At 42.3% G+C, this 23,095-nt stretch carries 26 protein-coding genes, 2 pseudogenes and 1 riboswitch; of the genes and pseudogenes, 18 read left to right on the top strand and 10 right to left on the bottom strand.

Annotated elements, in window-relative coordinates; translation table 11 throughout:
• Positions 1-11 precede the first annotated feature (11 nt).
• Positions 12-353: pseudogene (locus DUN60_RS07405) on the bottom strand (transposase); the annotation flags it as partial.
• Between the two features lie 69 nt (positions 354-422).
• Here DUN60_RS07405 and DUN60_RS24745 point away from each other — a divergent pair.
• The 10 genes and pseudogenes from DUN60_RS24745 to DUN60_RS07355 form a co-directional block, all read left to right on the top strand.
• Positions 423-656, top strand: a pseudogene (locus DUN60_RS24745) (NUDIX hydrolase); the annotation flags it as partial.
• A 356-nt stretch (positions 657-1,012) separates the two neighbouring features.
• Positions 1,013-1,639 carry a LysE family translocator gene (locus DUN60_RS07395; RefSeq protein WP_114633629.1) on the top strand — a complete coding sequence of 209 codons (627 nt, stop codon included), beginning with the start codon at positions 1,013-1,015 and terminating at the stop codon, positions 1,637-1,639.
• 146 nt (positions 1,640-1,785) lie between these two features.
• Positions 1,786-2,253: an RDD family protein gene (locus DUN60_RS07390; protein WP_017072730.1), complete on the top strand. Its 468-nt coding sequence runs from the start codon at positions 1,786-1,788 to the stop codon at positions 2,251-2,253.
• Between the two features lie 220 nt (positions 2,254-2,473).
• Positions 2,474-2,827: a YkgJ family cysteine cluster protein gene (locus tag DUN60_RS07385; RefSeq protein WP_081009006.1), complete on the top strand. Its 354-nt coding sequence runs from the start codon at positions 2,474-2,476 to the stop codon at positions 2,825-2,827.
• A 220-nt stretch (positions 2,828-3,047) separates the two neighbouring features.
• The gene (locus DUN60_RS07380) at positions 3,048-3,473 is read left to right on the top strand and encodes a hypothetical protein (protein ID WP_114633628.1); all 426 of its coding nucleotides are present in this window, start codon (positions 3,048-3,050) and stop codon (positions 3,471-3,473) included.
• 106 nt (positions 3,474-3,579) lie between these two features.
• Positions 3,580-4,158 carry a DJ-1/PfpI family protein gene (locus DUN60_RS07375; protein WP_114633627.1) on the top strand — a complete coding sequence of 193 codons (579 nt, stop codon included), beginning with the start codon at positions 3,580-3,582 and terminating at the stop codon, positions 4,156-4,158.
• Positions 4,159-4,740: 582 nt separating this feature from the next.
• Positions 4,741-5,217 carry a DUF2059 domain-containing protein gene (locus DUN60_RS07370; RefSeq protein WP_054547659.1) on the top strand — a complete coding sequence of 159 codons (477 nt, stop codon included), beginning with the start codon at positions 4,741-4,743 and terminating at the stop codon, positions 5,215-5,217.
• Between the two features lie 83 nt (positions 5,218-5,300).
• Positions 5,301-5,693: a hypothetical protein gene (locus DUN60_RS07365; RefSeq protein WP_114633626.1), complete on the top strand. Its 393-nt coding sequence runs from the start codon at positions 5,301-5,303 to the stop codon at positions 5,691-5,693.
• 89 nt (positions 5,694-5,782) lie between these two features.
• Positions 5,783-6,334, top strand: coding sequence for a class IV adenylate cyclase (gene cyaB / locus DUN60_RS07360; protein ID WP_114633625.1), 552 nt, complete (start codon positions 5,783-5,785; stop codon positions 6,332-6,334).
• Positions 6,335-6,361: 27 nt separating this feature from the next.
• A complete protein-coding gene (locus DUN60_RS07355) occupies positions 6,362-6,844 on the top strand; it encodes a tetratricopeptide repeat protein (protein WP_054542164.1) in 483 nt (160 codons plus the stop codon).
• 44 nt (positions 6,845-6,888) lie between these two features.
• On the opposite strand, the gene DUN60_RS07350 is transcribed toward DUN60_RS07355, so the two are convergent.
• On the bottom strand, positions 6,889-7,335 hold the full coding sequence (locus tag DUN60_RS07350; RefSeq protein ID WP_114633624.1) for a hypothetical protein: 447 nt from the start codon (positions 7,333-7,335) through the stop codon (positions 6,889-6,891).
• Between the two features lie 84 nt (positions 7,336-7,419).
• Here DUN60_RS07350 and DUN60_RS07345 point away from each other — a divergent pair, with 84 nt between their 5' ends.
• Entirely contained in the window at positions 7,420-7,857 is a 438-nt protein-coding gene (locus tag DUN60_RS07345; RefSeq protein ID WP_017077136.1) for a MarR family winged helix-turn-helix transcriptional regulator, read from the top strand.
• Between the two features lie 111 nt (positions 7,858-7,968).
• Here DUN60_RS07345 and DUN60_RS07340 read toward each other — a convergent pair whose 3' ends face one another.
• Positions 7,969-8,997, bottom strand: coding sequence for a methionine synthase (locus DUN60_RS07340; protein WP_114633623.1), 1,029 nt, complete (start codon positions 8,995-8,997; stop codon positions 7,969-7,971).
• A 69-nt stretch (positions 8,998-9,066) separates the two neighbouring features.
• Positions 9,067-10,044 (bottom strand): DUF1852 domain-containing protein, encoded by a 978-nt coding sequence (locus DUN60_RS07335; protein WP_114633622.1) that lies wholly within the window; start codon positions 10,042-10,044, stop codon positions 9,067-9,069.
• A gap of 343 nt (positions 10,045-10,387) precedes the next feature.
• Between DUN60_RS07335 and DUN60_RS07330 the strand changes: the two genes are divergently transcribed.
• Positions 10,388-11,197, top strand: a complete 810-nt coding sequence (locus DUN60_RS07330; RefSeq protein WP_065204733.1) for a sulfite exporter TauE/SafE family protein — start codon at positions 10,388-10,390, stop codon at positions 11,195-11,197.
• Here DUN60_RS07330 and DUN60_RS24435 read toward each other — a convergent pair.
• Positions 11,194-11,340 carry a hypothetical protein gene (locus tag DUN60_RS24435; RefSeq protein ID WP_162808215.1) on the bottom strand — a complete coding sequence of 49 codons (147 nt, stop codon included), beginning with the start codon at positions 11,338-11,340 and terminating at the stop codon, positions 11,194-11,196. The two genes, DUN60_RS07330 and DUN60_RS24435, sit on opposite strands and share 4 nt — an antisense overlap.
• Positions 11,341-11,426: 86 nt before the next feature.
• Between DUN60_RS24435 and DUN60_RS07325 the strand changes: the two genes are divergently transcribed.
• The gene (locus DUN60_RS07325; RefSeq protein WP_065205151.1) at positions 11,427-11,774 is read left to right on the top strand and encodes a DUF6404 family protein; all 348 of its coding nucleotides are present in this window, start codon (positions 11,427-11,429) and stop codon (positions 11,772-11,774) included.
• Positions 11,775-11,979: 205 nt separating this feature from the next.
• On the top strand, positions 11,980-12,984 hold the full coding sequence (locus DUN60_RS07320) for a metal-dependent hydrolase (RefSeq protein ID WP_114633621.1): 1,005 nt from the start codon (positions 11,980-11,982) through the stop codon (positions 12,982-12,984).
• 102 nt (positions 12,985-13,086) lie between these two features.
• Here DUN60_RS07320 and DUN60_RS07315 read toward each other — a convergent pair whose 3' ends face one another.
• Complete coding sequence (locus DUN60_RS07315) at positions 13,087-14,559, bottom strand: carboxypeptidase M32 (protein WP_114633620.1); 1,473 nt, start codon at positions 14,557-14,559, stop codon at positions 13,087-13,089.
• A gap of 298 nt (positions 14,560-14,857) precedes the next feature.
• On the opposite strand from DUN60_RS07315, the gene DUN60_RS07310 reads away from it, so the two are divergent.
• On the top strand, positions 14,858-15,493 hold the full coding sequence (locus DUN60_RS07310) for a LysE family translocator (protein WP_114633619.1): 636 nt from the start codon (positions 14,858-14,860) through the stop codon (positions 15,491-15,493).
• A 154-nt stretch (positions 15,494-15,647) separates the two neighbouring features.
• On the opposite strand, the gene DUN60_RS07305 is transcribed toward DUN60_RS07310, so the two are convergent.
• The 4 genes from DUN60_RS07305 to DUN60_RS07290 form a co-directional block, all read right to left on the bottom strand.
• Positions 15,648-17,123, bottom strand: coding sequence for an aerolysin family beta-barrel pore-forming toxin (locus DUN60_RS07305; RefSeq protein WP_102492242.1), 1,476 nt, complete (start codon positions 17,121-17,123; stop codon positions 15,648-15,650).
• Between the two features lie 556 nt (positions 17,124-17,679).
• A complete protein-coding gene (locus DUN60_RS07300; protein ID WP_114633618.1) occupies positions 17,680-18,141 on the bottom strand; it encodes a hypothetical protein in 462 nt (153 codons plus the stop codon).
• Positions 18,138-19,034: a winged helix-turn-helix domain-containing protein gene (locus DUN60_RS07295; protein ID WP_114633617.1), complete on the bottom strand. Its 897-nt coding sequence runs from the start codon at positions 19,032-19,034 to the stop codon at positions 18,138-18,140. Before DUN60_RS07295 ends, DUN60_RS07300 begins: the two co-directional genes overlap by 4 nt.
• 376 nt (positions 19,035-19,410) lie before the next feature.
• Complete coding sequence (locus DUN60_RS07290; protein WP_061025471.1) at positions 19,411-20,781, bottom strand: alanine/glycine:cation symporter family protein; 1,371 nt, start codon at positions 20,779-20,781, stop codon at positions 19,411-19,413.
• A 128-nt stretch (positions 20,782-20,909) separates the two neighbouring features.
• Positions 20,910-21,044, bottom strand: a riboswitch (glycine riboswitch).
• 301 nt (positions 21,045-21,345) lie between these two features.
• Between DUN60_RS07290 and DUN60_RS24545 the strand changes: the two genes are divergently transcribed.
• From DUN60_RS24545 to DUN60_RS07275, 3 genes are all read left to right on the top strand, one after another.
• Entirely contained in the window at positions 21,346-21,504 is a 159-nt protein-coding gene (locus DUN60_RS24545; RefSeq protein ID WP_048659466.1) for a hypothetical protein, read from the top strand.
• Between the two features lie 167 nt (positions 21,505-21,671).
• Complete coding sequence (locus DUN60_RS07280; protein ID WP_114633616.1) at positions 21,672-22,406, top strand: chromosome partitioning protein ParA; 735 nt, start codon at positions 21,672-21,674, stop codon at positions 22,404-22,406.
• A gap of 323 nt (positions 22,407-22,729) precedes the next feature.
• Complete coding sequence (locus tag DUN60_RS07275) at positions 22,730-22,912, top strand: hypothetical protein (RefSeq protein ID WP_114634308.1); 183 nt, start codon at positions 22,730-22,732, stop codon at positions 22,910-22,912.
• Positions 22,913-23,095: the final 183 nt, after the last annotated feature.

The following is a 23,095-nucleotide window of genomic DNA, read 5'->3' as shown; positions in this document are numbered from 1 at the left end:
TTCGGTGCATATATTGCTCCTCTCATTTTAGTCTTAAATGAGACCTCAACCTGCTTGGTTCTACGACTGATGCTGGTGTAATGTGGACAACTTAATGGAACATTGGCAAGTCTAAATATCGAGTCGATAAATCCTTGCAGCGCTCTCAGTGGCATAGAAAAAGCTCGCTTCACCATGAGCGCAGTCGTGATAGTTAACTCACTGAACCGACGTGGCCTCCCGTGCTTATTATGTTTGCTTTGCGCCCACCCGCTTATCGCTTCTTCACTAATCCAAACGGTCAGAGATCCGCGATTAATGAGTGATTGGTTGTATTGCTTCCAGTTGGTCGTTTTGTTACGAGGTTTAGGCATGGTCAAGGTATGGTTTTTGAATTCCCTGGAGGTTCAGTTGATTCCGGTAGCTAAGCCGCAGTTAGAGAGTTGTGGGAAGAAACGGATCTTGAAGATTTACAACTGCTCGGCACTCATCAAGCTCTGAATAACGTCGGTGGTGAGATTCATTATGTGGTTTTGAATACGGTTCAGAATGATGAGCCTAAAATGGTCGAAGCAGAAAGACAGCAAACTTTCTATTGGCTAGAGCCCTAAGCTATTTCTCTTGATGATTTTTATCGCGCAGATATCGAGTTTATAGAGCACCATTTGAGCCGGTTTGCTTCTCAAATACGCCAGTCACATCACCAGCATCTTTATTCATCGTTAGTTTCACGGAGGAAACATGACAAGCGACCTTCGGCTAACGCGAGCGATTCGCAGATTGTACTTGCTCTATTGAGTAAAAATAAGTCTGGTGGACGGATGTGAATATCTAACAGGGACTTACCACATTAACGCCGATATATATGTTTTGAAGTGAGGCTTGATTCATAATAGGCTAACTCGTCGTGCTTGCGTAATACGGGCTCACGTCTCAGTCGATTTTTGTGTGTACGATGAAACAGTTGATGTGGATGTGTCTCTCACTAACTAACGTGACGTTAGCACTAAGAGCCATACTACAATGAGGTTTTATGTTTCCATTAGATATATTTGTTACTTACACGCTGGCTTGTTTACTGCTAGTTATCTCTCCGGGGCCGGATAATTTGCTCGCTATAGGTCGGGGTTTAAGCCAAGGCCGATTGGCAGCAATAATGTCAGGTATGTCTTCTGGGGTGGGTATTCTATTTCATGTCGTTGCCGCGACCTTTGGGCTTACCCTTCTCATTCAAACTTCTGAAGTAGCGTTTTACGTTGTCAAACTCGTTGGCGCAGCTTACCTAATTTGCTTGGGTGTGAAAGTGCTTCGTACGAGAAATTTGTTCACATTAGAACCAGCGAAAAAACAGCCTCTAAAAGTCATCTTTTCTACGGGTTTTCTATCTGCCGCGCTTAATCCAAAGCCAGGTATGTTTGTTCTTGCTTTTGTACCTCAATTTGTAAACCCAAGTTTAGGGTCAGTGACAACTCAAATGATCGGTTATGGCGTTTGGTTTGCTTTATTAACGGCAGTTGGCTTTAGCTTAATGGGTGTTTTCTCGTCTCAATTGTCAGAGTGGTTCAGGAACAAGCCTAAGTTAGTATCAGGGTTGAATATTGGTGCAGGTATTACATTCGTATCTTCTGGGTTAGCTGTGGCGTTTATGAAGCAGCGATAATCTGTGCGCTAGGCATTGATTTGGTAAGATTCACAACGTTTGGCATTTTTACTTTGGGTGCCAATCGTTTTAGTTGATAGTCGTAATCACAATTCAACAGAGCGCTCGGCTGCAATGTGATTTAAACAAAACAAATAGGATATTTTATGGACAATGAGCAATTAGAGTATGCAGGCTTTTGGGTGCGATTAGGAGCTGCGTTGATTGATACCTTCCTGTTCTTGCTTGTGACTATGCCTTTATTGTATTGGGTATATGGTGACTACTATTTTGATTCAGATGAGTTCATCTTAGGCGGTTGGGATATGTTGTTAAATTGGGTGTTCCCTTTTATCGCAACGGTTATATTCTGGGTTTATCGATCAGGCACTCCAGGAAAAATTGCTTTGAAGCTTCAAGTTGTGAATGCGGAGACCGGAGAGGCGCTTTCTACGGGCAAATCAATTTTAAGGTACCTTGCGTATTACGTAAGTATTCTTCCACTGTGTTTTGGCTTTGTTTGGATTGCGTTTAGCGGAAAGAAACAAGGTTGGCATGATTTAATTGCCAATACAGTCGTTGTTAGACCTACAAATAAAGGTATTGAACCCGTAAAGTTTGGAAAGCGAGCTTAAGAATAATTCCAACGGATAGTTAATGCATGATGTTTTTTGTTCCAAATTGGTTTGGTGTAACTATCGTTCTGCGTTCTGCATACGTACCGACGATTTGCATACGTAGTGGTCCTGATGACTTCGCCAGACCGCGGTGCCTTAGATTTAGGTTAGTTCTCAACTTCTAGCGAATTATGTATTGCTCTATAATGATCGCGCATTACATGAGAAGAAGATATTGATGAACAATAATAGAGAAATCATTGCATACCTCCGCGAAAGTATTCCAGCGTTTGAATGCGTTAAGGGTTGTCATGATTGTTGTGGGCCAGTGACGACCTCCTCGGAAGAAATGTCGCGATTACCAATGAAATCTGACGCGGAACATGAAGCGGCCTTAGATGAATATAACTGTGTGCATTTAGGGCCTAATGGGTGCGAAGTGTATGAAGAAAGGCCACTAATCTGCCGATTGTTTGGCACAACACCTCGTATGGCATGTCCAAATGGGTGTCGCCCAACGGAGATGGTCGATTTAAAAATTGAACGTCAGGTGCATTACTTCATCAGGAACACTCGCCAAGTTTTAGTGTAGTTGGCTCAATAGCCAGCAGAGCACACACAATCACGTAAGCATTAAAGATAGCTCACTTAATAGCATTTTCAGTTCCGCACTTGTTAGATAATGAAGAAGTTGCGACTAACTTTAACGCACGTTGACTCCTCTCCCCAAATTTATTGAGGCAGCTCGAAAAGATCGGGTTTTCATACAATCCTATATTGGCATCTATCCATACTGAATCCAGGAGGAAAGTATGAGATGGTTAATAATTAAAAATGCGTTCATTACGCTTACTATAGGGTTTGGAATTGTATGGCTAATTTCTCGAGGAGACTATCTAGCCACAGCGTCAGTTTACCTGATCGACTTTGTGTTCTTATGGTTGGGCGTTGTTTTAGCTGGCTTCGCATCGATTTATACAATAGATGACCTTCAACGAGGTTCATGGCATAAGTCTGCTGTGATTTATGCATTTTATTATTATGGTGCATTCGGTCTTTTTGCAGACGGTCACGTTGCGGGTTGGGCTCATAGCACTGGTTACATTGAGAAGTTGTTTATGTCTGGCTTTATAATTTTCGTCTCGTTATTTTCAATAGTCGTGCCGTTAATCGTGTTCACGATCTCTGTTATACAGGCACATCTTCTTTCTATCGCAGTTGAAAATAGGCAGCTGTAAACAAGTCAATTATCTACATGTTCGAGTTTTTAAACAGGTGTGTTAATTAGTTAAATAAGATGCGAAGGTAGGCCAAAATATTCATCATTTTGTACATGGAGGTACAATGAACATCGGTATATATATTTATAATCAAGCAGAAGTTCTCGATTTCTCTGGCCCATTTGAAGTTTTTAGTACGGCAAAGCGCTTAGGTGCTGAAGATCTAAATGTATTCATGGTTTCTGAGCACGCCGAGCCAGTTGTCGCCCGTGGTGGGCTTAAGGTTCTGACTGACTACTCGTTACAAAATCATCCAGAGATAGATTTGTTAATGGTAGTTGGCGGTGTGCATACTGACGAGATGAACAAGTCGAATGTACTGGATTGGTTGGTATCCGTTGAGCCAAATGCTGAACAAATTGTGTCAGTTTGTACTGGCGTGTTTTTATTGGCTAAAGCTGGCTTACTTAAGGGGTTAACTGTCACTACCCATTGGGAAGATATTTCCGATTTGGCATTACAGTTTCCTGATTTAAATGTGGTTAGTGATAAACGATGGGTAACGTCGGAGAAGTACACAACTTCAGGAGGCATTTCTTCAGGCATCGACATGAGTTTACATCTGATATCTGAGCGCTATGGTTTAGAATTTGCCACGGTAGTCGCTCGGCAAATGGAGTACAACTGGCAGCGATACACATAACTAACGTTCTAAAAATATCACTATCAACTCTGACTATTTTTCAGCGTGTGCAGTGAAGCTGAACGACGTACCTAGAATGGTTGATATCTTCTAGCTTACTTGACGTTGTGGGCTCTTTTTTCCTGATTTTAATCTAAATATCTTCTCCCACATCTTTATAGTAAGTCTATATTCAGCAACCTAATATCATGTGTTATGACAATATTTTAAGAGATTAATTTTTATTATTTATCGTAAATAATTTTTGAATTTAATGTGCTAATTTCGTTAAATTTAAAATCTATCAATAATTATATCTTTGGGTTTTCATATTGTTATTTCTATCAGTTTTCAGAATTTTGAGCAGGTATCAATCAAAACGGAACTGAGTTGTTTGTAAATAAACTTGTGAAATCTTGTGCGATGTTGCATATCTCCAATAAAGTTGGATTGGTGTTATATAACCTCTTGTTATTTATAAAATAATTCAAGTAAGATTAGTGACGTAAAGAACGGAACAGAAAGCTTAGGATTATAAATCAGACGCTGTCTGCTTAATAACCGCTATACGCCATAGCATTCTATCAAATAAAAGGAATCAGCATGTTTAAAGGGTTTAGTCTAGTCTTGTCAGTTTTCATTTGTACATTTGCACAAGCTAATACTTCCGTTGAGTTTGAAACTGCGCAAGAATTGTTGACGGCGATGGATGTTGACAAACAAATGTTAGGTGGCTTCGAGGCCATGTTGCCAATCGTTAATCAGCTTGCGGGTAAGCTTGAGCTTAACTCTCAAGAAACTGACCAACTAAAAGATATTTATAAAGATTGGTTTGAAAATGATATTGATAGAGTAAAAATGCGTATCGAAATTGCAAAGCTCTATTCTAATCAGTTTACCGTTACGGAAATGAACCAAATAATAGAGTTCTACGACACGCCAATTGGGCAAAAGCTGATACAAAAATCGCCAGAGTTAGCAAAGCTTGGAGCGCAGATTGGCATGACAGAGGCTCAAGAGAAGCAACAACAATTACTTGAAAAAATCACTCCTTTCATAAAGGAGCATAGTGCTAAGTAACTGGTGATTTACTATCACGTTAGTTTTTCGTTGAACAACTAAGTTGTTCACATCTTCATCATGCTGTATTACCGAGAGAAATCATGGACAGTCGTATCCAATTAAATTTTATTAAATACTTATTTTCAGAGTTGCTGTTTATTGTTATTGCATTAGGTCTTGTCTATTGGATATCAGACGGTGATCGTTCATTGCTACTAGCCATAGGGCTGATAATTTGTGTTCCTCCACTAATAAAAATTCTAATGTTGTGGTGGAAGCTTCGCGATAGCTCATTTGAAATCACGAACGGTCACGTACGTTTAAATGGATCTGCTTGTGATGTGACTTTACAGCGCAGCTTTCTTCCGTTGGAAATTGGCTCATTCATCAAACTTTCATACACGAAAGGTGCAATGCAGAAACACAATATTTACCTTTCTAAAGGCGCAATGAGCCAAGAAGAATGGAAGCGTGTGTTAGCGTGTCGAACATAGTTCCACGGCTTTAGTTTGTGTTGTGCGTCAGTTTGTATTTCGGATGCGGTTCGTGTGCTAGTATCGCCTTTTTTGCATCGAGCTAATCTATGACTAACGATCATTTCAAAGGTAAATATGAGGTTGAGCTGAAGTATCGACTTAGCTCTAAGTCTGAGTTCTTGGAAACTTTGAACCTAATTCCTCATGAAGTAATGCTGCAAGACAACCTAGAATGCGATTGGTATTTCGATAGCCCTGATAGAAGCTTACAGGCTCAGAACAAAAGCTTGTGTATTCGTACTATGGAGCCGTCGGGCATCAAGTTATGGATTGTAAAAGGCCCTGAGCCTGATCGATGCGAAGCGACAAATATAACCGATGCGACGAATGCCAAGAGCATGCTAGAGAACTTGGGATACAAAGTGATTCTTAAAGCGCAGAAAACTCGCAGTATTTACTTTGTTGGAGAGTTCCATATCACGGTCGATTCTCTTGCGGGTATCGGTGATTTTGCTGAGTTTGCAATCATGACGAATGATGAGTCTAAGTTGTCTGTGTATAAAAGTGAGCTTGAGTTGTTAGCCAGTAAGTTCGGGCTGACTCAATCGGCACTGCAAACTCAGTCTTATAAACAGATGTTCGAGGAAATGAACGCATAGTACAGCGCTTAAGCGTCAGGGAGAGTTATGGACACCATTATCAAACAAGCAATCGAACTGCGAAAAGAAGAGAAGTATCAAGCGTCGCGTGACTTACTGGCAACGCTACTCACTGATGAAAACTATGCGGCGAAAGCTCATTTACAGATTGCGTGGTCTTACGACAACCAAGGCAAAGAGCAACAGGCGATTGATCACTATGTGCTGTCTCTGTCTGGCGTGCTTTCTTCAGTAGAGCGTTTTGATGCATTGTTCGGCTTGGCGAGTACTTATCGAAGCCTTGGTCTCTATGCAGAGGCTTTAAGCTATTTCGAACAGACTATGGCTGAGTATCCTGACTCGATAGAAGTGAAACCTTTCTACGCTATGTGCTTGTACAATTTAGGTCGCCATAAAGAGGCGACATCGCTGTTACTTGAGCTTTTAGTTTCCACGACGAATAGCGAAGCGATCAAAGAGTACCAACGAGCGATCTCTTTATATGCTCAAGACTTAGATAAAACCTGGTAAACAGCCGCGTATAAAGCTCATCTGTTTGCTTAAATACGATGAGCTTAGCTTTGTGTTGCCTTCTTAGGACGAAACTTTCTGCCGTCCATGATATTCAAAGACATCAGTGTTAGGTTGGTCGCGCCTGCTATCAGTTCTAAAACCTGAACGCCATAAAACACTGAGTCGAACTCTCCTAAACTTGCCCACTGATTTAAAAAGTAAGCGGCCGGAATCAAAATAACGATCCCGTTGAACGCGATAATTGGCATGCGTTTACTCTTACGCTCAACTATTTTCCCTTTACGTTGTTTTGCCATAGCTGCACCGGTCGCACCAGTGATCGCAATGGCTGGGACAAGAATAAACAAGCCCGGAAAAACGATCATCGACTTGACTAGCTTCACTGATTCCAAAGTGCCAAACAGTTCTACAAACAATGTGCTGGTAAAGAATGTCGCGACACACAGTGTTGCTGTTAATGTCGCTGTTTTGTGGATTATTGGTTTCATATCATTTGCGCCTTCAATTTGGTAACATGTTGTCAATTTGGTTTAAGTCTAATTTAATGACAGCATGTTGTCAAAGTGAGTGTTATGGATACGAATGGAGAAGTTTTCACAAAGATCGCACTAGAGATCTTTAAGGTCAGTGGTCTATTGAATGCTGAGGGTGACAAATTAACCGAAGAGTTAGGGTTAAGCAGTGCCAGATGGAAGGTGATGGGTGCGATCGAGAAGTCCGATGATCTGGTCACGGTTTCTCAAATTGCTCGTATTATGGGGCAAAGCAGACAAGCGACTCAGCGTGTTACCGACATCATGGTGAAAGATGGCCTGCTAACTTGGCTTGATAACCCGAATCACAAAAAAGCAAAGCTGGTTAACATGACTGAAAAGGGCAAGGAAGCGTATTCGCTATTAGATAAAAAACAGGAAGTATGGGCTGAAAGTGGCGCTGAAAGCATTGAAAGAGACGAGCTTGATAAGGCGCTAATCACTTTGAAGAAGATGGCTACCTTCTTAGATAAATAGATAAATAGATAAATAGATAAATAGAGAGTGGAAGTTGAGAAGAGTACGGAAGCCTAAGCATCGATATGATACTTAGGCTTCAGGGGATGGCTTTTGTTCTTTAGGAAAGCGTTACGCTGAAAGCTCTTTACGAACGATCTCTGCGCCAGCACTGAGCGCATTAAGCTTCGCTGAGGCAATTTCGCGAGGCAGGGGTGCCATGCCGCAGTTAGTACAAGGGTAGAGTTTGTCTGCATCAACATACTTAAGTGTTTCTCTAAGAGTGCTAGCCACTTCTTCCGGTGTTTCAATGGAGTCGGTAGCCACATCAATCGCACCGACCATCACTTTCTTACCACGAACAAGTTCAAGTAGCTCAAGGGGTACATGAGAGTTGTGGCACTCTAAAGAGATAATGTCGATATTCGATTGCTGCAGCTTAGGAAATACCTCTTCGTATTGGCGCCACTCTGTGCCTAACGTCTTTTTCCAATCGGTATTCGCTTTAATGCCGTAGCCATAACAAATATGTACTGCAGTTTCGCACTTAAGCCCTTCAATGGCTCTTTCCAAGCAAGCAATACCCCAATCATTCACTTCATCAAAAAACACGTTAAACGCAGGTTCATCGAACTGAATAATATCAACGCCTGCAGCTTCAAGTTCTTTCGCTTCTTCGTTTAGGATCTTCGCAAATTCCCACGCGAGCTTTTCACGGCTTTGGTAATGCGCATCGTAAAGCGTATCTATCATGGTCATAGGCCCCGGCAGAGCCCATTTGATCGGTTGGTCAGTTTGCTGACGTAAGAATTTCGCATCTTCGACAAAAACGGATTTCTGACGAGAAACTGGGCCAACCACTGTCGGTACACTTGCATCGTAACGGTCACGGATTTTAACGGTTTCACGCTTTTCAAAATCAACGCCATTCAAGTGTTCAATGAAGGTCGTTACAAAGTGCTGACGTGTTTGTTCGCCGTCACTCACAATATCAATGCCTGCTTGTTGTTGCTCGTGCAGAGACACACGCAATGCGTCCTGCTTGCCATCCGTTAACTCGTCGCCTTCCAGCTTCCATGGAGACCAAAGCGTCTCTGGTTGTGCAAGCCAAGACGGCTTGGGCAAGCTGCCTGCTGTTGAAGTCGGTAATAATGTTTTCATAATAATTCTGCCTGTCCTTAGATTCCCAAAGTGGGTCGTATGTTTCCTAATGCGCGTAAAGTAGATCGATTACAGCGCGTAGTTGGCAGACCAGTTTTCTAGTACCGACTGATATGGCTTAATGAAGTTTTCTTCTGCGAACTTACCTTGTTCAACAGCTAGCTGGCTTCGTTCTTCGCGGTCGTACACGATTTGAGTTAGCGAGTGATCCAAGTTTTTCAAATTTGGTTGGTAACAGTTGCCCGCAACCGCGTTCGCGTTGTAAATCTCAGGTCGGTAGATTTTCTGGAACGTGCCCATGGTACTGATGGTGCTGATAAGCTCTAGGTTCGAGTAATCGTTCAGTAGATCACCAAAGAAATAGAAAGCCAAAGGTGCAACACTGTTTGGCGGCATGAAATAACGAACCTGTAAGCCCATCTTCTTAAAATATTGCTCAGTTAAAGAAGACTCGTTCGGTTGGTATTCAAAACCTAATACTGGGTGTTGGTTTTCAGTGCGGTAATAGGTTTTATTATCTGACACACTTAAGCAAATAACAGGTGGTTTATTAAAGTTATTTTTGTATGCTTCAGAGTTAACGAAATATTTAAAAAGCTTGCCGTGTAAATCACCAAAATCTTCTGGAATGCTGAATTTATCTTGGCCTTTATTATGATCCAACAGAAGTACGCTAAAGTCATAATCTCGTACATAGGAAGAAAAGTTATTTCCGATAATACCTTCAATACGTTCGTTGGTTTTACGGTCCAGAATATTGGTTTTCAGCACTTCAATTGAAGGGAATGCTTCACCGTTGCTTTCAATGTCCATATCAACAGAAATGATTTCAAGCTCAACAGAGTAACGGTCGCCCTTAGGGTTGTCCCAGTGTGCTAACGCATTGAAACTATTATCGATCATTTGTAGTGCATTACGTAAGTTCGCTTGACGGCTGTCGCCTCTAGCCAGGTTAGCAAAGTTGGTTGTGATACGCGTGCTGTCTGCAGGCTGGTAGTTTTCGTCGAGGCTAATGCTCTTAATCGTAAAATTAAATTCTTTATTCATGCTGATTTGGTATCCCAATTTGTTTTCTGATTCTCTCGGTCTTTAGTATTAAAACGGCTTTTATTTTTTTCTTGTGACCAGATTAAGAATCGAAGGCTATGCTGTCTGAAATTAATGCTTAGTAGCATTACTGTCGTATAAAGTTAATCGCTTAAGGTTTTTATACGTGGATAGGTTCACCTTTAACAATGGTATTACTTCACATTGAACATGAGGAATATTCATGATCTATTCTGTTTGAATGTTTAAGTCGGTGTCAGTTATATTAATTAGCTTGATGGAAATATAACCACATTAATAGTGCGTTATTTAAGACAATTAATTTAATTAAGAGATGGATGAAATGAGTGAATTGCTGTTGTTGATTTTATACTGTGCATTATTAGGCAGTGGTGTTGGTTTTCTTGCCGGGCTTTTGGGGATTGGCGGAGGGCTGATCATTGTTCCGGTGCTAAGCAGCATTTTACTTCACTTAGAGATTCTACCTGCGGATCAAGTGGTTGTTGCGGCCATCGCTACCTCGTTGGCATCGATACTGTTCACCTCAACTTCTTCTGCACTTGCTCACCACAAGAATGGAAACGTGCCTTGGGATCTGGCGCCTTGGATCATGTTAGGGGTTGCTCTTGGCGCATTGGTTAGTGGCTTTATGGCGGCTTTGTTGCCAGAAAAAGTTGTTCGTATTGTGTTTGCAGTGAGTGTGGTTCTTATCGCAATAAAGATGTTCTTAAGCAGCAAAAACGACGCGCCTAAAGAAAGAAAACTGCCAAATAAGGGCATCTTAACCGTCCTGACAACGATCACGGGCGGTTTGTCTGCGATGATTGGCATTGGTGGTGGTGCATTACTGGTTCCGCTGTTGACGTTTTTCTCTGTCGATATGAAAAAGGCCATCGGTTGTGCGTCAGCTTGTGGCATTGTCATCGCGTTATTTGGTTCAATCGGCTATATCAGTTCGGGCAGCAGCCACTTTGCTCTAACTGACGGTTTTGCTGGTTTTGTTTATCTACCTGCGTTGCTGGGTATAGTATGCACTTCTTGGTTTACGGCTCCGTTAGGTGCAAAAGCAACCAACCATTTACCGGTTCCAACGATTAAGAAAATCTTCTCAGTACTGTTGGTTGTTATCGCAGCAAGCATGGTTGCTCGTTAAGCAAAGATCGCTCGGTGTCCTGTAACTGATTCAGTTTCTTTATCAATTAGACATTTAGGTGCGAGAAAACGCATGTAAATGTCTAATTGCGATCTGAGTCCATCAATCGCCGCATTAACGCCTTTTAATGCATCATGGCTCATAATAGAATTGTCCTGTTTTATAAATATTTTAAATTTGGTCAAACACTTACCCAAAGGAATTTATGATGCCGCGGGAAATCTCCAACATGAGTTATAAAACAAAGCTTGAAAGGGCATTCTTGCAACTCCAAGCCGCCAAAATTCTAAAATGGAACTACAACCCGCCATTGCATCAATGGTTAAGAAAGGCAGGACTTAAGTTAAGGCCGCCTTATTATGTGTCTTTTGGACGAAATGTAGTGGTGCGCTTTGTCGAATTCTTTGTCTTTTTCCTTCCTTTGATATCGCTGTTAAGTATATCGAGAGAGGGAGTGACCTTTTCAAACTTGCTGTACGAATCATTCATCGCTGGTGCATTTTATTCTGTTTTTATGAGTGCGTATTATCTTTGGACATATCGGAAGTGCGATCTGACAAATTGGGAAGAGTTGTAAGCTAATAAAGCGATATAGAAGTAAGAACTATCGTTAAATTCAAACAAAAAGAGCAGTCACGAGGCTGCTCTTTTTTGTTTGCCAGTCTACATTTATACGATTATGTATATGAGTATGTTGATGAAATCTTGTTGTTTAACGGGATTCACTGCTATAGCTAAATGTATCTTGTTTGATTCAACGGAATGCTATCAATGAGTGGTTTATGGATCCTTTAACGCAGGGCGTATTAGGCGCTTCTTTGTCACAGTCGGCAAGCAAAAAACAGAACTTGGTTGTCGCTGGGGTATTAGGTCTACTCTCTGGATTGGCTCCAGATTTAGATGCACTGATTAAGTCACAGACTGATCCTTTGTTGGCTTTGGAGTTTCATCGACAATTTACCCATTCACTCTTCTTTATCCCCATTGGCAGTTTGATCTGTGCCTTGGTTTTGCATCATCTCATTGCAAAAAGGCGCGGGCTTTCTTTCAAACAAAGCTGGCTGTTTTGTACTCTAGGTTACGGCACTCATGCACTGTTAGACGCTTGTACCACTTATGGCACGCAGTTACTTTGGCCTTTCACCAACGCGCGTTTTGCTTGGAATACCATATCAATCATCGATCCTGTTTATACGCTTCCCATCTTAATTTTACTTGTGTTTGCAACGTTGAAACGAGCGCCTTGGTTAGCGCGTGTCGCATTTGCTTGGGCTCTAATCTATCCAACATTAGGGATGATTCAGAGAGACAGGGCAGAGGCAGTTGGATGGCAATTAGCCGAAGAAAGACAACATCAGCCGATTCGATTAGAGGCTAAGCCGAGCTTTGCGAACATCTTAGTTTGGAAAGTAGTGTACGAAACAGAGGCTCATTATCATGTAGACGCAGTGCGGGTTGGTACATCGGTAAGCACGTATCCCGGAGAGTCGATCGCTAAGCTGAGCGTTGGCAGGGATTTACCTTGGCTTGACCTTGATTCTCAACAAGCCAAAGACATTGAACGTTTCCGCTGGTTCTCGAATGGTTATATTGCTCAGGACCCAACAGACGATCTGCGTATTATCGATGTCCGATATTCAATTGTACCGAACCAAATGAAAGCGCTTTGGAGCATCAAGCTATCAAAAGCAGTCGATGCAAACACGCATGTAAAATACGAAACTCATAGAGACAACACACCAGAGTCGAGACAGACCTTCTTCAGCATGCTCACGGGAGATAAATGATCTAGGTCTGAAGAGTAAAAAGGCTGAGCCAGATAATCTGCTCAGCCTTTTTTATTCGTCTATTACCTAGTTTTCTTTGTTCGAAAACTCTTTAATAAAACACTAAAGGTAACGGCTTCTTAGGTGGTCTTTGAAGTACTGCGCGTTCAAGGTTTCGCCTGTTGCGCCTTTCACCAAGTCATCGGTGTTAAGCAGGCTGCCTTTGCTCCAAATATTTGATTCTAACCAAGTGAAGATAGGTGATAGGTCGCCATTTTCAATTACAGCGTTCACATCTACCGTTTTCTTCATTGAAGCCATGAACTGAGCCGCGTACATCGCACCTAGTGTGTACGACGGGAAGTAACCGAATGCGCCGTCTGTCCAATGGATGTCTTGCATACAGCCGTTGGTGAAATTACCTTGAGTACTTAAGCCAAGGTATGACTGCATCTTGGTGTTCCAAAGCTCAGGAACATCGGTGTGTTTGATCTTTCCGTTGATCAAATCACGCTCAATTTCGTATCGCAAGATAACGTGTGCAGGGTAGGTCAGCTCATCAGCGTCGACACGGATGAAGTCTTTCTTCACGCGAGTGTAGATCTTCTGGAAGTTCTCTTTCTCAAACTCTGAGCCTGAGAACTGCTGACCAGCGAGGTTTGCTAAGTGCCCGATGAACGGGTCGCTGCGGCCGACTTGCATCTCGAAGAACAAAGATTGAGATTCGTGGATACCCATAGAGCGCGCTTCGCCCGCCGGTTGTCCTGCTAGGTGCTTTGGTAAGCCTTGTTCGTAACGTGCGTGTCCTGTTTCATGCACAATACCCATTAAGCTTTGAACGAATTCCGCTTCGTCGTATCGGGTTGTGATGCGCACGTCTGAAGGTACGCCGCCACAGAATGGGTGAACACTTTCATCCAATCGGCCGTGTTCGAAGTCGAACTGAAGCAGCTTCATGACTTCTAAACCCAGTGCTTTCTGTTTCTCGGTTGAATAGGTGCCAGATGGCGCATTAAATTGCTCGCTCGACTGTTTTTCGATCACTTCATCAATCAAGCCTGGAAGCCAAGTTTTAACGTCTGCAAACAAGGTATCAAGCGAAGCAGAGCTGGTGCCCGGTTCATAGATATCCAGCATCGCATCATAAGGCGTTAGGTTCGCTGCGTCGGCGCGGATCTGCGCTTCTTCACGAGATAGCTCAACCACTTCACGCCAGTTCTTTTCGAACCCAACCCAGTCGTTGTTACCACGTTGGCTTCGCCATGCATGTTCACATTTTGAACCTGCTAGAGATTTCGCTTCAACCAGTTTTTCTGGAAGTAGGTTAGCTTGTTGCCATTGGCGTTTAATTTCACGCAGAGACGATTGTTGCTCGCCATTTAGCGCTTCGTTTTCAGCGTCTGCAATCCAATCGCCAAGCTGTGGTTGCGTCATCAACCCGTGAATATGAACCGAAAGCTCGGCCATCGCTTCACTACGAGCTTGGTTACCACCGGCAGGCATCATTGAAGCTTGGTCCCAACCACAAATAGAGGCTAGGTGTTGAAAGCGTGAACATTTTTGAGAGTGCTCGACTAGTTTTTTGAATGCGCTCATTTGACTACTCTTAATTTGGTTTCTTTAAATGATCCTTAGGACAGCGTCAGCTTTAAGGTTCATCTCTCATGTACTTTGATTATGGCTCTGCTTTTTAATGACGCTGTACTTCGTAGTCGAAGATATAGCGATAAAAGCATGAGGCAGTACGATGCCTAGAATTTACTATTTATTAACAAATCAAACTGTTCCATTGTGCACAAAATCAGTGACTTGTATAGCCGATGGCAATTGTTGCTTGCGAATTGTTCAGATACACGGTATTGATGATAGATCGCTGAACAACAATGACAATAATATGGATATTTTGAACTTTGAGGCATTTCTAATTGCCATCACTATTTTAACGCTAACGCCGGGCTTAGATACGGCATTGGTGATTCGCAATACGAGCCGCTCGGGCTTATCTGACGGTGTGATGACCAGCTTTGGTATTTGTAGCGGTCTTTATGTGCATGCTTTTTTCTCAGCTGTAGGGATCTCCGCTATTCTTGCTCAATCTGCTGAACTATTTCAAGCCGTTAAAATGGTCGGTGCGGTTTACCTGATTTGGCTTGGCTTAAGCAGTCTACGCGCTTTGATGAAAAATGGCGGCGGGATGCAGGTCGGGGAGCAAGCTAAGCAAGCATACAGTGCCAAGCGCTCTCTACGCGAAGGCTTCTTATCTAATGTGCTGAACCCGAAAACGGCGGTTTTCTATTTGGCTTTTCTGCCTCAATTCGTAAACCTTGAAGGATCGCCTTTATTGCAATCCATGGTGATGGCTTCGGTGCACTTTATGATTGCGATGGTGTGGCAATGCAGTTTGGCTGGGGCATTGAACTCCGCTAAAAACTTGCTTAAGAACGCGAGCTTTATGAAGTGGATGGAAGGTGTGACGGGCATGGTGCTGGTGGGGCTGGGTGTTAAGCTTCTGATGGAAGAGCCAGTATAATCTGAACCGTTTTGGGTATAGGTTATTGCGAGTCGTCCTAAAGGCTCTACACAATTGAATTAAAACGAAGAAAGCCCACGTTAGGTTTGTATTTAAACACTGCCGTGGGCTTTTTTGTTACTGGTAAATCGAGTGTTAGATGTGAGCTACTGCGTTATTCGACAACGCTAATGTTCATCTCAGCGCCTTCGAAACCTAAGTCACTCAACTCATCTGCATTGAAGTTGGTGGTAACTTCGATATCGCCAATGCGCTCAGTGGTTTCGTTGACTGAATCGACGCTTCTTTTGCTTCGAACACTGTTGGTAATTGGCGTTGCTTGGCCAATTTCAATGGTGCCTGCAAATTGAGATTCAGCGTTAAAATCGCCAGATACGTAAGAGTGGAATGGGCGTAAGCTTCCTCCAGTCGCGTACTGCATGCTTGATAAACCGGCTTCTTTGATCGCCCAACCCCAGTCCCACCATTTCGTTTCGCCTGGAATGTATCTGTGATCCCATTGGTAACGAATATCGGCTGATTCATTGCTGCTGCGACCCATAGTGAAGGTGTGAGCTTTGTACGGGCGGTTGTCTGGGTGGGTGTGCCATGCGTTACCACCCCAACGAAGGAAGCCGTTAAATTCAACATCGTAACTGATGTCAGCGTTGAATCGGTAAGGATAAGAGATGGTTGAACGATACAACTCAACTCGAATCGGCAGCTCCGAATTCGCTGGAACCATAGGACGAGCTTGCAGTGTTACTTGCTCGCTAGTGGAGTTGCCATTGGTTTCAGCAAAGCTCTGGTTCGCTTCTAACTTGATTGTAAGCTTAGTCTCGCCAACCAAAGGCCACTTGAATGTATTCTCTGTTTGAACACTTTCAGAGAACCCATAGCTATTCGTTTTCGACCAATTTGTAGACTCATCGACTTTTAGGTCGACAACGACTTGCTGCGCGATGTCGCTTCTGTTTCTTGCCGTTGCATAAACGGTCTTAACCAGTTCACGATCGGACTCGACGACATCGCCGTGCCAAAAATTATTGTCGTTAACGGTGTAGGTGAAGTTATCGACGGTGATCTTAGTCTTTTCGTTACAACGATAACCATCACAAGAGCCACTGTTGTTACCTTGTATCACCCAAGAGTCACCCGAGCGGTTAATGGTCATGTCCTCACCAACATACTGACTGTTGTTACCGCCAACCCATGCATAACCTAGGTTGTGAGCTAGATAGCTAAGAGGGCGTACAAAATCATTGCGGTTGTTTACTAAGTCATATTCAACGTCTATCTCGCTGCCTTCTGTGACGGCTTTAGCAGAGTAATTTGGTATTTCAGATTGGTCATTGTTCGGATAACAGAACGTCGACCCGCTGTTTGATTGTTTAATTTCGCCATGATAACCAGGTCCCATGATTACCCAGTTTCCTTTTAACCCGGTAATCTGCCAAGTGCCCATACGAGCGACCAAAGCACTCTTCTGCTCTTCGGCTTCATAACGGTCTAAAGGACGATAACCAGAGCGACATACATCTTCACCAAGTTGGTCAAACACTATTTGGTCTGGGTAAACCTTTGCGTTTACACCGGTTGATAGAACAGACAACACTGCGGTTGCTAAGAGACTTCTGTTTATACTAATCATTAACAATTCCCTCGTTTGTAATTTTTCTATTTTGATAATGTTTTGTGTGCCGTGTAGTTAACAAGACAAGTTCACTTTTTCATGTTGATAAATAGATAGATACTGAAAAGGCTTGAATTAATTTACCCTTTAAATTCATTGAGTTGTATTGTTGAATGTATTTTTAGGGTGAAAGTGTATGCAACTTAAAGGAAATTATTTGATGGGGCTCAAACCGTTTTTAGAAAAATAGAGTGTTATTATTTGGGCTTAAACGTCAAAACGCTTTGATGTTAATTCGTTACGCTTGATGTGAATGGTTAAGTAGAAAGCTAGATATAACCATTCACAATGTTCGTAACTTTAAGGCGGTTATTGAACCATAAGGAGTCTAAATCTAGATTGGATATCTTGATGTGCGACCTTTTTAACATTGAAACACTTTAAGTCAGGATCAAGTCGCCATTGTATTACTGATAGAAGAATAAAAATAACCATCCGTTTTCTATGTGTAATATCGGCAAAGATCGTCATTTGATAATAAAGTTGCGGTTGCTGGTGGAAAAACTGTTCCTAATTATCGCTTAGCCAGAAGTTGTGTTCGGCCTGTATTACACGTTTTTATTATGGCAAATAAATCATTTGAACTTAAGATATCAATCTTTATCGTTAATGGGTCATTGTTGATTAAAAGATAAGGTGACAATAGGCTGTCATTCATTGTTTTATTTATTTTTTGTACAGAGACTAAGTCGATGGTACCAGATATAGAAAAGAAAAATGATTGAGAAGGGTTAGCTTTTCCTTTGAATCTCAGGACAATCGGGTTGGGCATGTTGTCGTCCTGGACTGACATAAGGTGCAGGACTTCGTTGTTACTTATTTTTGTTAATCCATCGGTACGTAATACATTGTCATCCATTATGAAGTCCACCACGCTATGTTGATAGCGATGCTCTTCTTTTGGTTGGGGCGAAGGGATATTCCATATGCCAACTAATAAAGCGAATGCGGAAATGAGTGCAACGAATGGCATCATAGTTGGCCTCTCTCTAGGAATAGCGCCAGCTCGGTGCTAGCTCGATCCAATTGTGTTGACGTGTAAAAGATATTGACAGACTGGCGTGTTGCTTTGTTGAGTACGGAGAGTTCTGAATAGGCGGGCTCTTCGCTAACGTACGCCACACAGTCACATTGATACTGATAGAGGATGCTTTCTAGCTCAGGAGTCATCGCCATTTCAGGATCTTGGAAAACTTGTACTTGACCAATCCACTGCTCGTTGAGTCGGTTAACTGGCTTGATATCACTGAGGTTTCTCTCATTAACTTTAGCGAAAGCCAATAACGCGGATGCCAGCAGCAAACATCCAGTAGTGAAGTAACACAGTCTATTTCGGTATGAGCCGACGTGCTGATAAGCAGGTGTCGTCTGTTTAGATTCAGATTCATGGCTACTTGCAAGAGAGAGCGCAATACTGCTTTGACCTTGTGAACTGTCATGACCTTGTGAACAGCGATTACCTAATGAACTGCTATGACTTAGTGAACTGGTATGACTTAGTGAACTGGTATGACTTAGTGATATGTGGTCGCTCACTGGAGTGAGAAGTATAGTGGCTCCACTTTGTGGCTGCGATTCGATCAAGACACAACCATCGATAAGGCGGTAACCAACCTTTGGCACAGTCACGATTGGCGTCTCTTTGATACCGAGCTTAACGAATCCTTGGCGAAGTAAGCTGATACATTTCGCTAGTGACGTATCACCAATGAATTCGCTTCCCCATGCGAAACTAATAATATCTTGTTTGCGCACAATCTCGGGAGATTTTTTAAGTAATAACTCTAAAACACGAGTCTCACGATATCCTATTTTAATAGAACGTTCGTCGTTATAAATACGGTTTTTAATTGGGTCAAATTTGATCATATAGCCAACATTTTATTTTTATTATAATTCTCTCAAGAGTGTAGATGACTATAAACTGACTCATATGTGAATTAAAGTCACATATTTTATTATGGTGTTTTTTTGTGTGGTTGAAACAAAATGTTTCTTATTCGTTTATGATAAAAATGACGCTATTTAGACACAACCTGTTAAATATAAGTAACATCTAATTAAGCGTTGGTTTTATTAGTGACCTTTTTATTAGTCTTTTCATTATTTTAATTAGAACAGTCGCCGAATAAATATATTATTATATTTTTGGGTATATAGGACAAGTAATAATGTAGTCATTTGAAGCGTTGAATCAATAAAAAAGCCCGCATTTATTGCGGGCTTGGTATTCAATCAATTCAAGTTATGCTTTAACGGCTTCACAATCATTTGAAGAAGTTAAAGGTTTGAAGAATAGCTTTGTTTCTTCGATGACAACGTGGCGTAACAAGATAAGACCGATTAGGTTAGGAATAGCCATTAGGCCGTTCACGATATCAGCCATCAGCCAGATCATGTCGAGTTTTAGGAATGCACCAGAGGCAACCAACGCAATGAAGATGATTTTGTAAGGTAGTACGGCTTTGGTACCTAGTAAGAAAACAACACAGCGCTCACCATAGTAGTTCCAGCCTAAAATCGTTGTAAACGCAAAGAAGATTAAGCCAATCGAAACTAACATTGGACCTAGAGTATCGGCGTTTAAACCCACAGCGAATGCATGAGTGGTCATCGCAGCACCAGAGAGGTCGGTTTGCCAAGCACCCGTTAAGATAAGCGCCAAGCCTGTCATCGTACAGATGATGATGGTGTCAAAGAAGGTACCTGTCATCGAGATAAGGCCTTGCTTCACGCACGAGTCCGTTTTAGCCGCTGCTGCTGCCATAGGCGCACTACCAAGACCAGATTCGTTCGAGAATACACCACGAGCGATACCTGATTGGATAGCAAGCATGATGCTTGCACCAAAGAAACCACCGGTTGCAGCGGTGTTGGTAAACGCAGAGGTAACCACAAGGGTAATGGCATTCAGTAGTTGGTCGGCATTTGAAACCAGCACGCTCAAACACGCGACGATGTACATAATTGCCATGGTTGGAACCACTTTTCCTGCTACCTTCGCGATAGATTGAATACCACCAAGGGTTACCACTGCCACCAATATCGTAAGAACGACAGCAGACATCTCACGAGAAGCACCAAACGAAATTTGAGTTGCGTCTAAGATAGCGTTGACTTGTGGGAAGGTACCAATACCGAAGCAGGCAACACCTAACGCGAAGACAGCGAACATTACCGCTAAGATTCGTGAGCCGACACCGTATTGCAGGTAGTACATTGGGCCGCCAACCATTTCGCCATTGCTATCGGTTCTGCGGTATTTAACGGCAAGTAGACATTCTGCGTATTTGGTCGCCATACCAAAGACAGCGGCAAGCCACATCCAGAATAGGGCTCCAGGGCCACCAATCTTAATTGCGGTCGCTACACCAACGATGTTACCTGTACCAATAGTTGCTGAAAGTGCTGTACACAAAGCGGCGAAACTCGATACGTCACCCGTACCGGATTTGTCTTTGGTGAACACCATTTTTAGTGCGGTTGGGAGGTGTCTAAACTGGAGTAAGCCTAAGCGAAAAGTAAAGTAGATCCCCGTTCCCACTAGCAGAATAAGCAGTGGTGGTCCCCAAACGAATTGGTTGATGGTTTGTAGTGTAGCTTGTAGATGGTTCATAGTTTCCCCTTAATAAATATAAAATTTAAGGAGAAGAGGGAAGGCAGTGCGGATCTCAGGGATCGATAGCACTACTTAATACAGACGGATTTCTAGATAGAATTCTTTTGTTAATTAAGGCTGTTGCTTTCCACTCCTCTGTCCTTTTGCCTGAGAGTTTCACTTAGCGAATCACTTATAGATAAGTAACGGGCACTAAGCTTGCTCCTTCGGCGACCGCTTGCTACAAAAAAAGTAGTACGGTTCTCTCCAGAGGTTCCTCCAACGACAGTCCTCACTTTTCTGGATTTCTCCAGCATAAAGCACCTGAAAGATTTACTTCTTCGGCGGGTCAATCTAACTAAATGTTAATATTTAGTTAAAAACCACTCTCCTGCAGTCTTCATCGGAACAATTACCTAAATAATTAGGTAATCTGTAGACGTATCCTAGATCATATAAAATGTGATGTCAGCTACAAAATATCTGTTTGCTTAAATGTTGTTCAACTAAATGATCAAACAACGAGTCTCTGACGTAACTTGCTTATTTAAATGGTATAAAATAGAGAAACAAGGAGGAGTTATGACTCGACTAATAGCGATTGTTTTTTTATTGGCTTTGGCATTTGTGCTGTTTCGTTACCGGACAAACGAAAAACTGCAAAAAGGGGTAGTGATCGTTATCGTTAGCAGCTTCCTTTTGTATACGGCGAGCTTGATGATTTCGGAGTTAACTCGTTAAACCTGTCTTTGAGTAGATAAGACGAACGTGTAAGCAAAGCTCAAGTGCTTCTGGCTTGGGTAATAGGTTTAACTGAGCTTAAAGTATCAGTATCAGTATCAGTATCAGTATCAGTATCAGTATCAGTGACCGTGTAACGTTAAACAAATTTTTGGGAGTACCCGCTAGTGAACCAGCAATCTGGACAAAGCGAACAAGATGAAGTGGTTGTTATTGAAGAACGCGATAAGCGCAGTCAGCTTTATATCGGCATTGCTGCGGTTATAGGTTTGGCGTTAGGTGGCTTGATCGGTTCTACAATCACGGCTTCGAAGTGGGAGTCCACTTATCAGGTACTCGAAACTCGTTATCAAGAACTGAATGACAGCAAAACACAGTTGATGACATCCGTTGAAACTAAAGTGGCAAAAGTCGATACCGAAATCGATGAAAAAGTAGAAGCCGCTCTAGTAAAACAAACAGAAGAACATCAAAAAGAGCTCCAAGACCTAGCGAAGCAGTCTTCGGTTTTGGAGAAAGCGAACTACTCATTAGAGCAGCAGCTAAACGAACAGAAGCAAACGTTAGAGCAAACTCAGCAAGACAACCAGAAACTTAATCGTCAAGCTGATATGCAATCGACCTTGTTTGAGCGTTCGCGTGAAGTTTTCCGAAAAGAATTACAGATCTCTCAAGAACTTGAAAAGCTTGAGAAAGAAAAAAATGAACTTGAGCAGAACCTTGGTTCTCTGAAGGAGGCGTGCGACGTTTTCTTAGATGGCACATCATGGGATGCTAAATCTGACGCGTGTGAGAAGCAGGATAACGCTAACTCTCGTCTGAGTGATATCAGACAAATGATTGAAGTCCACACCATGGATCTTAAGCAGATCAAAACGCTCACTGAAGAGATGGGTCTATAAGCCACAGGCTTTAATCAACCCAAAGATAGTTTACAGTAAATATTGAAACGCCCACATCACACACGTGATGTGGGCGTTTTGCGTTTTCTCGGGAGCATAGAACCGGTGCTTTCTCATTATTGATTATTTGAGTGTTTTCATTGTTTTCTTAGATATTTGTGAATAGTTACGTATATCCGCAATGATATGTTACTTGTTGTCTATTAAATGACTTTGCATACATATTTTCAGATCAGAGTCGCTGCATAATAGTATTGTTCAGGATGAACATGCAGTCGATTGCTAGCTCGCATTTGGCTGCTTTGACGACAAGGGATGAAGTGATGCCAGAGTACCTTTGTGAGAACTGCACCATAGCTTATTGTTTCGATGATTGTCGTTCGCCACTAGCGCAAAAAGAGATGATCGAAGTAGAAGAATTAGTTCGTCGTTTCGACGTTGAGCACGATGATGAAAAGAGTGAAAAGGGCGAAAAGAGTGAGCAGGGCATTGAGGATAGTAAATAGCCCAACCATTCAGGCATAAAAATCCCCACAAGCAAAGCTAGTAGGGATTTGGATAAGTTGCAGTCCTGTTCTCGCTTTCTCAAGCAAAGGGTCTTACAAAAATTTTTAGAACAGTCTCGTTTATTAGAACTGTATCGTTATGAGACCTAAACTAGTTATCAGATCAACATCATTCTACTAAAC

This window comes from Vibrio splendidus (genome assembly GCF_003345295.1).
Taxonomy (GTDB): Bacteria; Pseudomonadota; Gammaproteobacteria; order Enterobacterales; family Vibrionaceae; genus Vibrio; species Vibrio splendidus_K.
Note: the sequence above shows the minus strand (reverse complement) of the source record. Positions and strands in the feature narration are given on the sequence as shown.

What these genes read in the sequence shown, in the direction of transcription:
- DUN60_RS07395 (WP_114633629.1), top strand. Translation starts at nt 1,013, where the DNA reads ATGTTTCCATTAGATATATTTGTTACTTACACGCTGGCTTGTTTACTG.
- DUN60_RS07390 (WP_017072730.1), top strand. Translation starts at nt 1,786, where the DNA reads ATGGACAATGAGCAATTAGAGTATGCAGGCTTTTGGGTGCGATTAGGA.
- DUN60_RS07385 (WP_081009006.1), top strand. Translation starts at nt 2,474, where the DNA reads ATGAACAATAATAGAGAAATCATTGCATACCTCCGCGAAAGTATTCCA.
- DUN60_RS07380 (WP_114633628.1), top strand. Translation starts at nt 3,048, where the DNA reads ATGAGATGGTTAATAATTAAAAATGCGTTCATTACGCTTACTATAGGG.
- DUN60_RS07375 (WP_114633627.1), top strand. Translation starts at nt 3,580, where the DNA reads ATGAACATCGGTATATATATTTATAATCAAGCAGAAGTTCTCGATTTC.
- DUN60_RS07370 (WP_054547659.1), top strand. Translation starts at nt 4,741, where the DNA reads ATGTTTAAAGGGTTTAGTCTAGTCTTGTCAGTTTTCATTTGTACATTT.
- DUN60_RS07365 (WP_114633626.1), top strand. Translation starts at nt 5,301, where the DNA reads ATGGACAGTCGTATCCAATTAAATTTTATTAAATACTTATTTTCAGAG.
- cyaB (WP_114633625.1), top strand. Translation starts at nt 5,783, where the DNA reads ATGACTAACGATCATTTCAAAGGTAAATATGAGGTTGAGCTGAAGTAT.
- DUN60_RS07355 (WP_054542164.1), top strand. Translation starts at nt 6,362, where the DNA reads ATGGACACCATTATCAAACAAGCAATCGAACTGCGAAAAGAAGAGAAG.
- DUN60_RS07350 (WP_114633624.1), bottom strand. Translation starts at nt 7,335, where the DNA reads ATGAAACCAATAATCCACAAAACAGCGACATTAACAGCAACACTGTGT.
- DUN60_RS07345 (WP_017077136.1), top strand. Translation starts at nt 7,420, where the DNA reads ATGGATACGAATGGAGAAGTTTTCACAAAGATCGCACTAGAGATCTTT.
- DUN60_RS07340 (WP_114633623.1), bottom strand. Translation starts at nt 8,997, where the DNA reads ATGAAAACATTATTACCGACTTCAACAGCAGGCAGCTTGCCCAAGCCG.
- DUN60_RS07335 (WP_114633622.1), bottom strand. Translation starts at nt 10,044, where the DNA reads ATGAATAAAGAATTTAATTTTACGATTAAGAGCATTAGCCTCGACGAA.
- DUN60_RS07330 (WP_065204733.1), top strand. Translation starts at nt 10,388, where the DNA reads ATGAGTGAATTGCTGTTGTTGATTTTATACTGTGCATTATTAGGCAGT.
- DUN60_RS24435 (WP_162808215.1), bottom strand. Translation starts at nt 11,340, where the DNA reads ATGAGCCATGATGCATTAAAAGGCGTTAATGCGGCGATTGATGGACTC.
- DUN60_RS07325 (WP_065205151.1), top strand. Translation starts at nt 11,427, where the DNA reads ATGAGTTATAAAACAAAGCTTGAAAGGGCATTCTTGCAACTCCAAGCC.
- DUN60_RS07320 (WP_114633621.1), top strand. Translation starts at nt 11,980, where the DNA reads ATGGATCCTTTAACGCAGGGCGTATTAGGCGCTTCTTTGTCACAGTCG.
- DUN60_RS07315 (WP_114633620.1), bottom strand. Translation starts at nt 14,559, where the DNA reads ATGAGCGCATTCAAAAAACTAGTCGAGCACTCTCAAAAATGTTCACGC.
- DUN60_RS07310 (WP_114633619.1), top strand. Translation starts at nt 14,858, where the DNA reads ATGGATATTTTGAACTTTGAGGCATTTCTAATTGCCATCACTATTTTA.
- DUN60_RS07305 (WP_102492242.1), bottom strand. Translation starts at nt 17,123, where the DNA reads ATGATTAGTATAAACAGAAGTCTCTTAGCAACCGCAGTGTTGTCTGTT.
- DUN60_RS07300 (WP_114633618.1), bottom strand. Translation starts at nt 18,141, where the DNA reads ATGATGCCATTCGTTGCACTCATTTCCGCATTCGCTTTATTAGTTGGC.
- DUN60_RS07295 (WP_114633617.1), bottom strand. Translation starts at nt 19,034, where the DNA reads ATGATCAAATTTGACCCAATTAAAAACCGTATTTATAACGACGAACGT.
- DUN60_RS07290 (WP_061025471.1), bottom strand. Translation starts at nt 20,781, where the DNA reads ATGAACCATCTACAAGCTACACTACAAACCATCAACCAATTCGTTTGG.
- DUN60_RS24545 (WP_048659466.1), top strand. Translation starts at nt 21,346, where the DNA reads ATGACTCGACTAATAGCGATTGTTTTTTTATTGGCTTTGGCATTTGTG.
- DUN60_RS07275 (WP_114634308.1), top strand. Translation starts at nt 22,730, where the DNA reads ATGCCAGAGTACCTTTGTGAGAACTGCACCATAGCTTATTGTTTCGAT.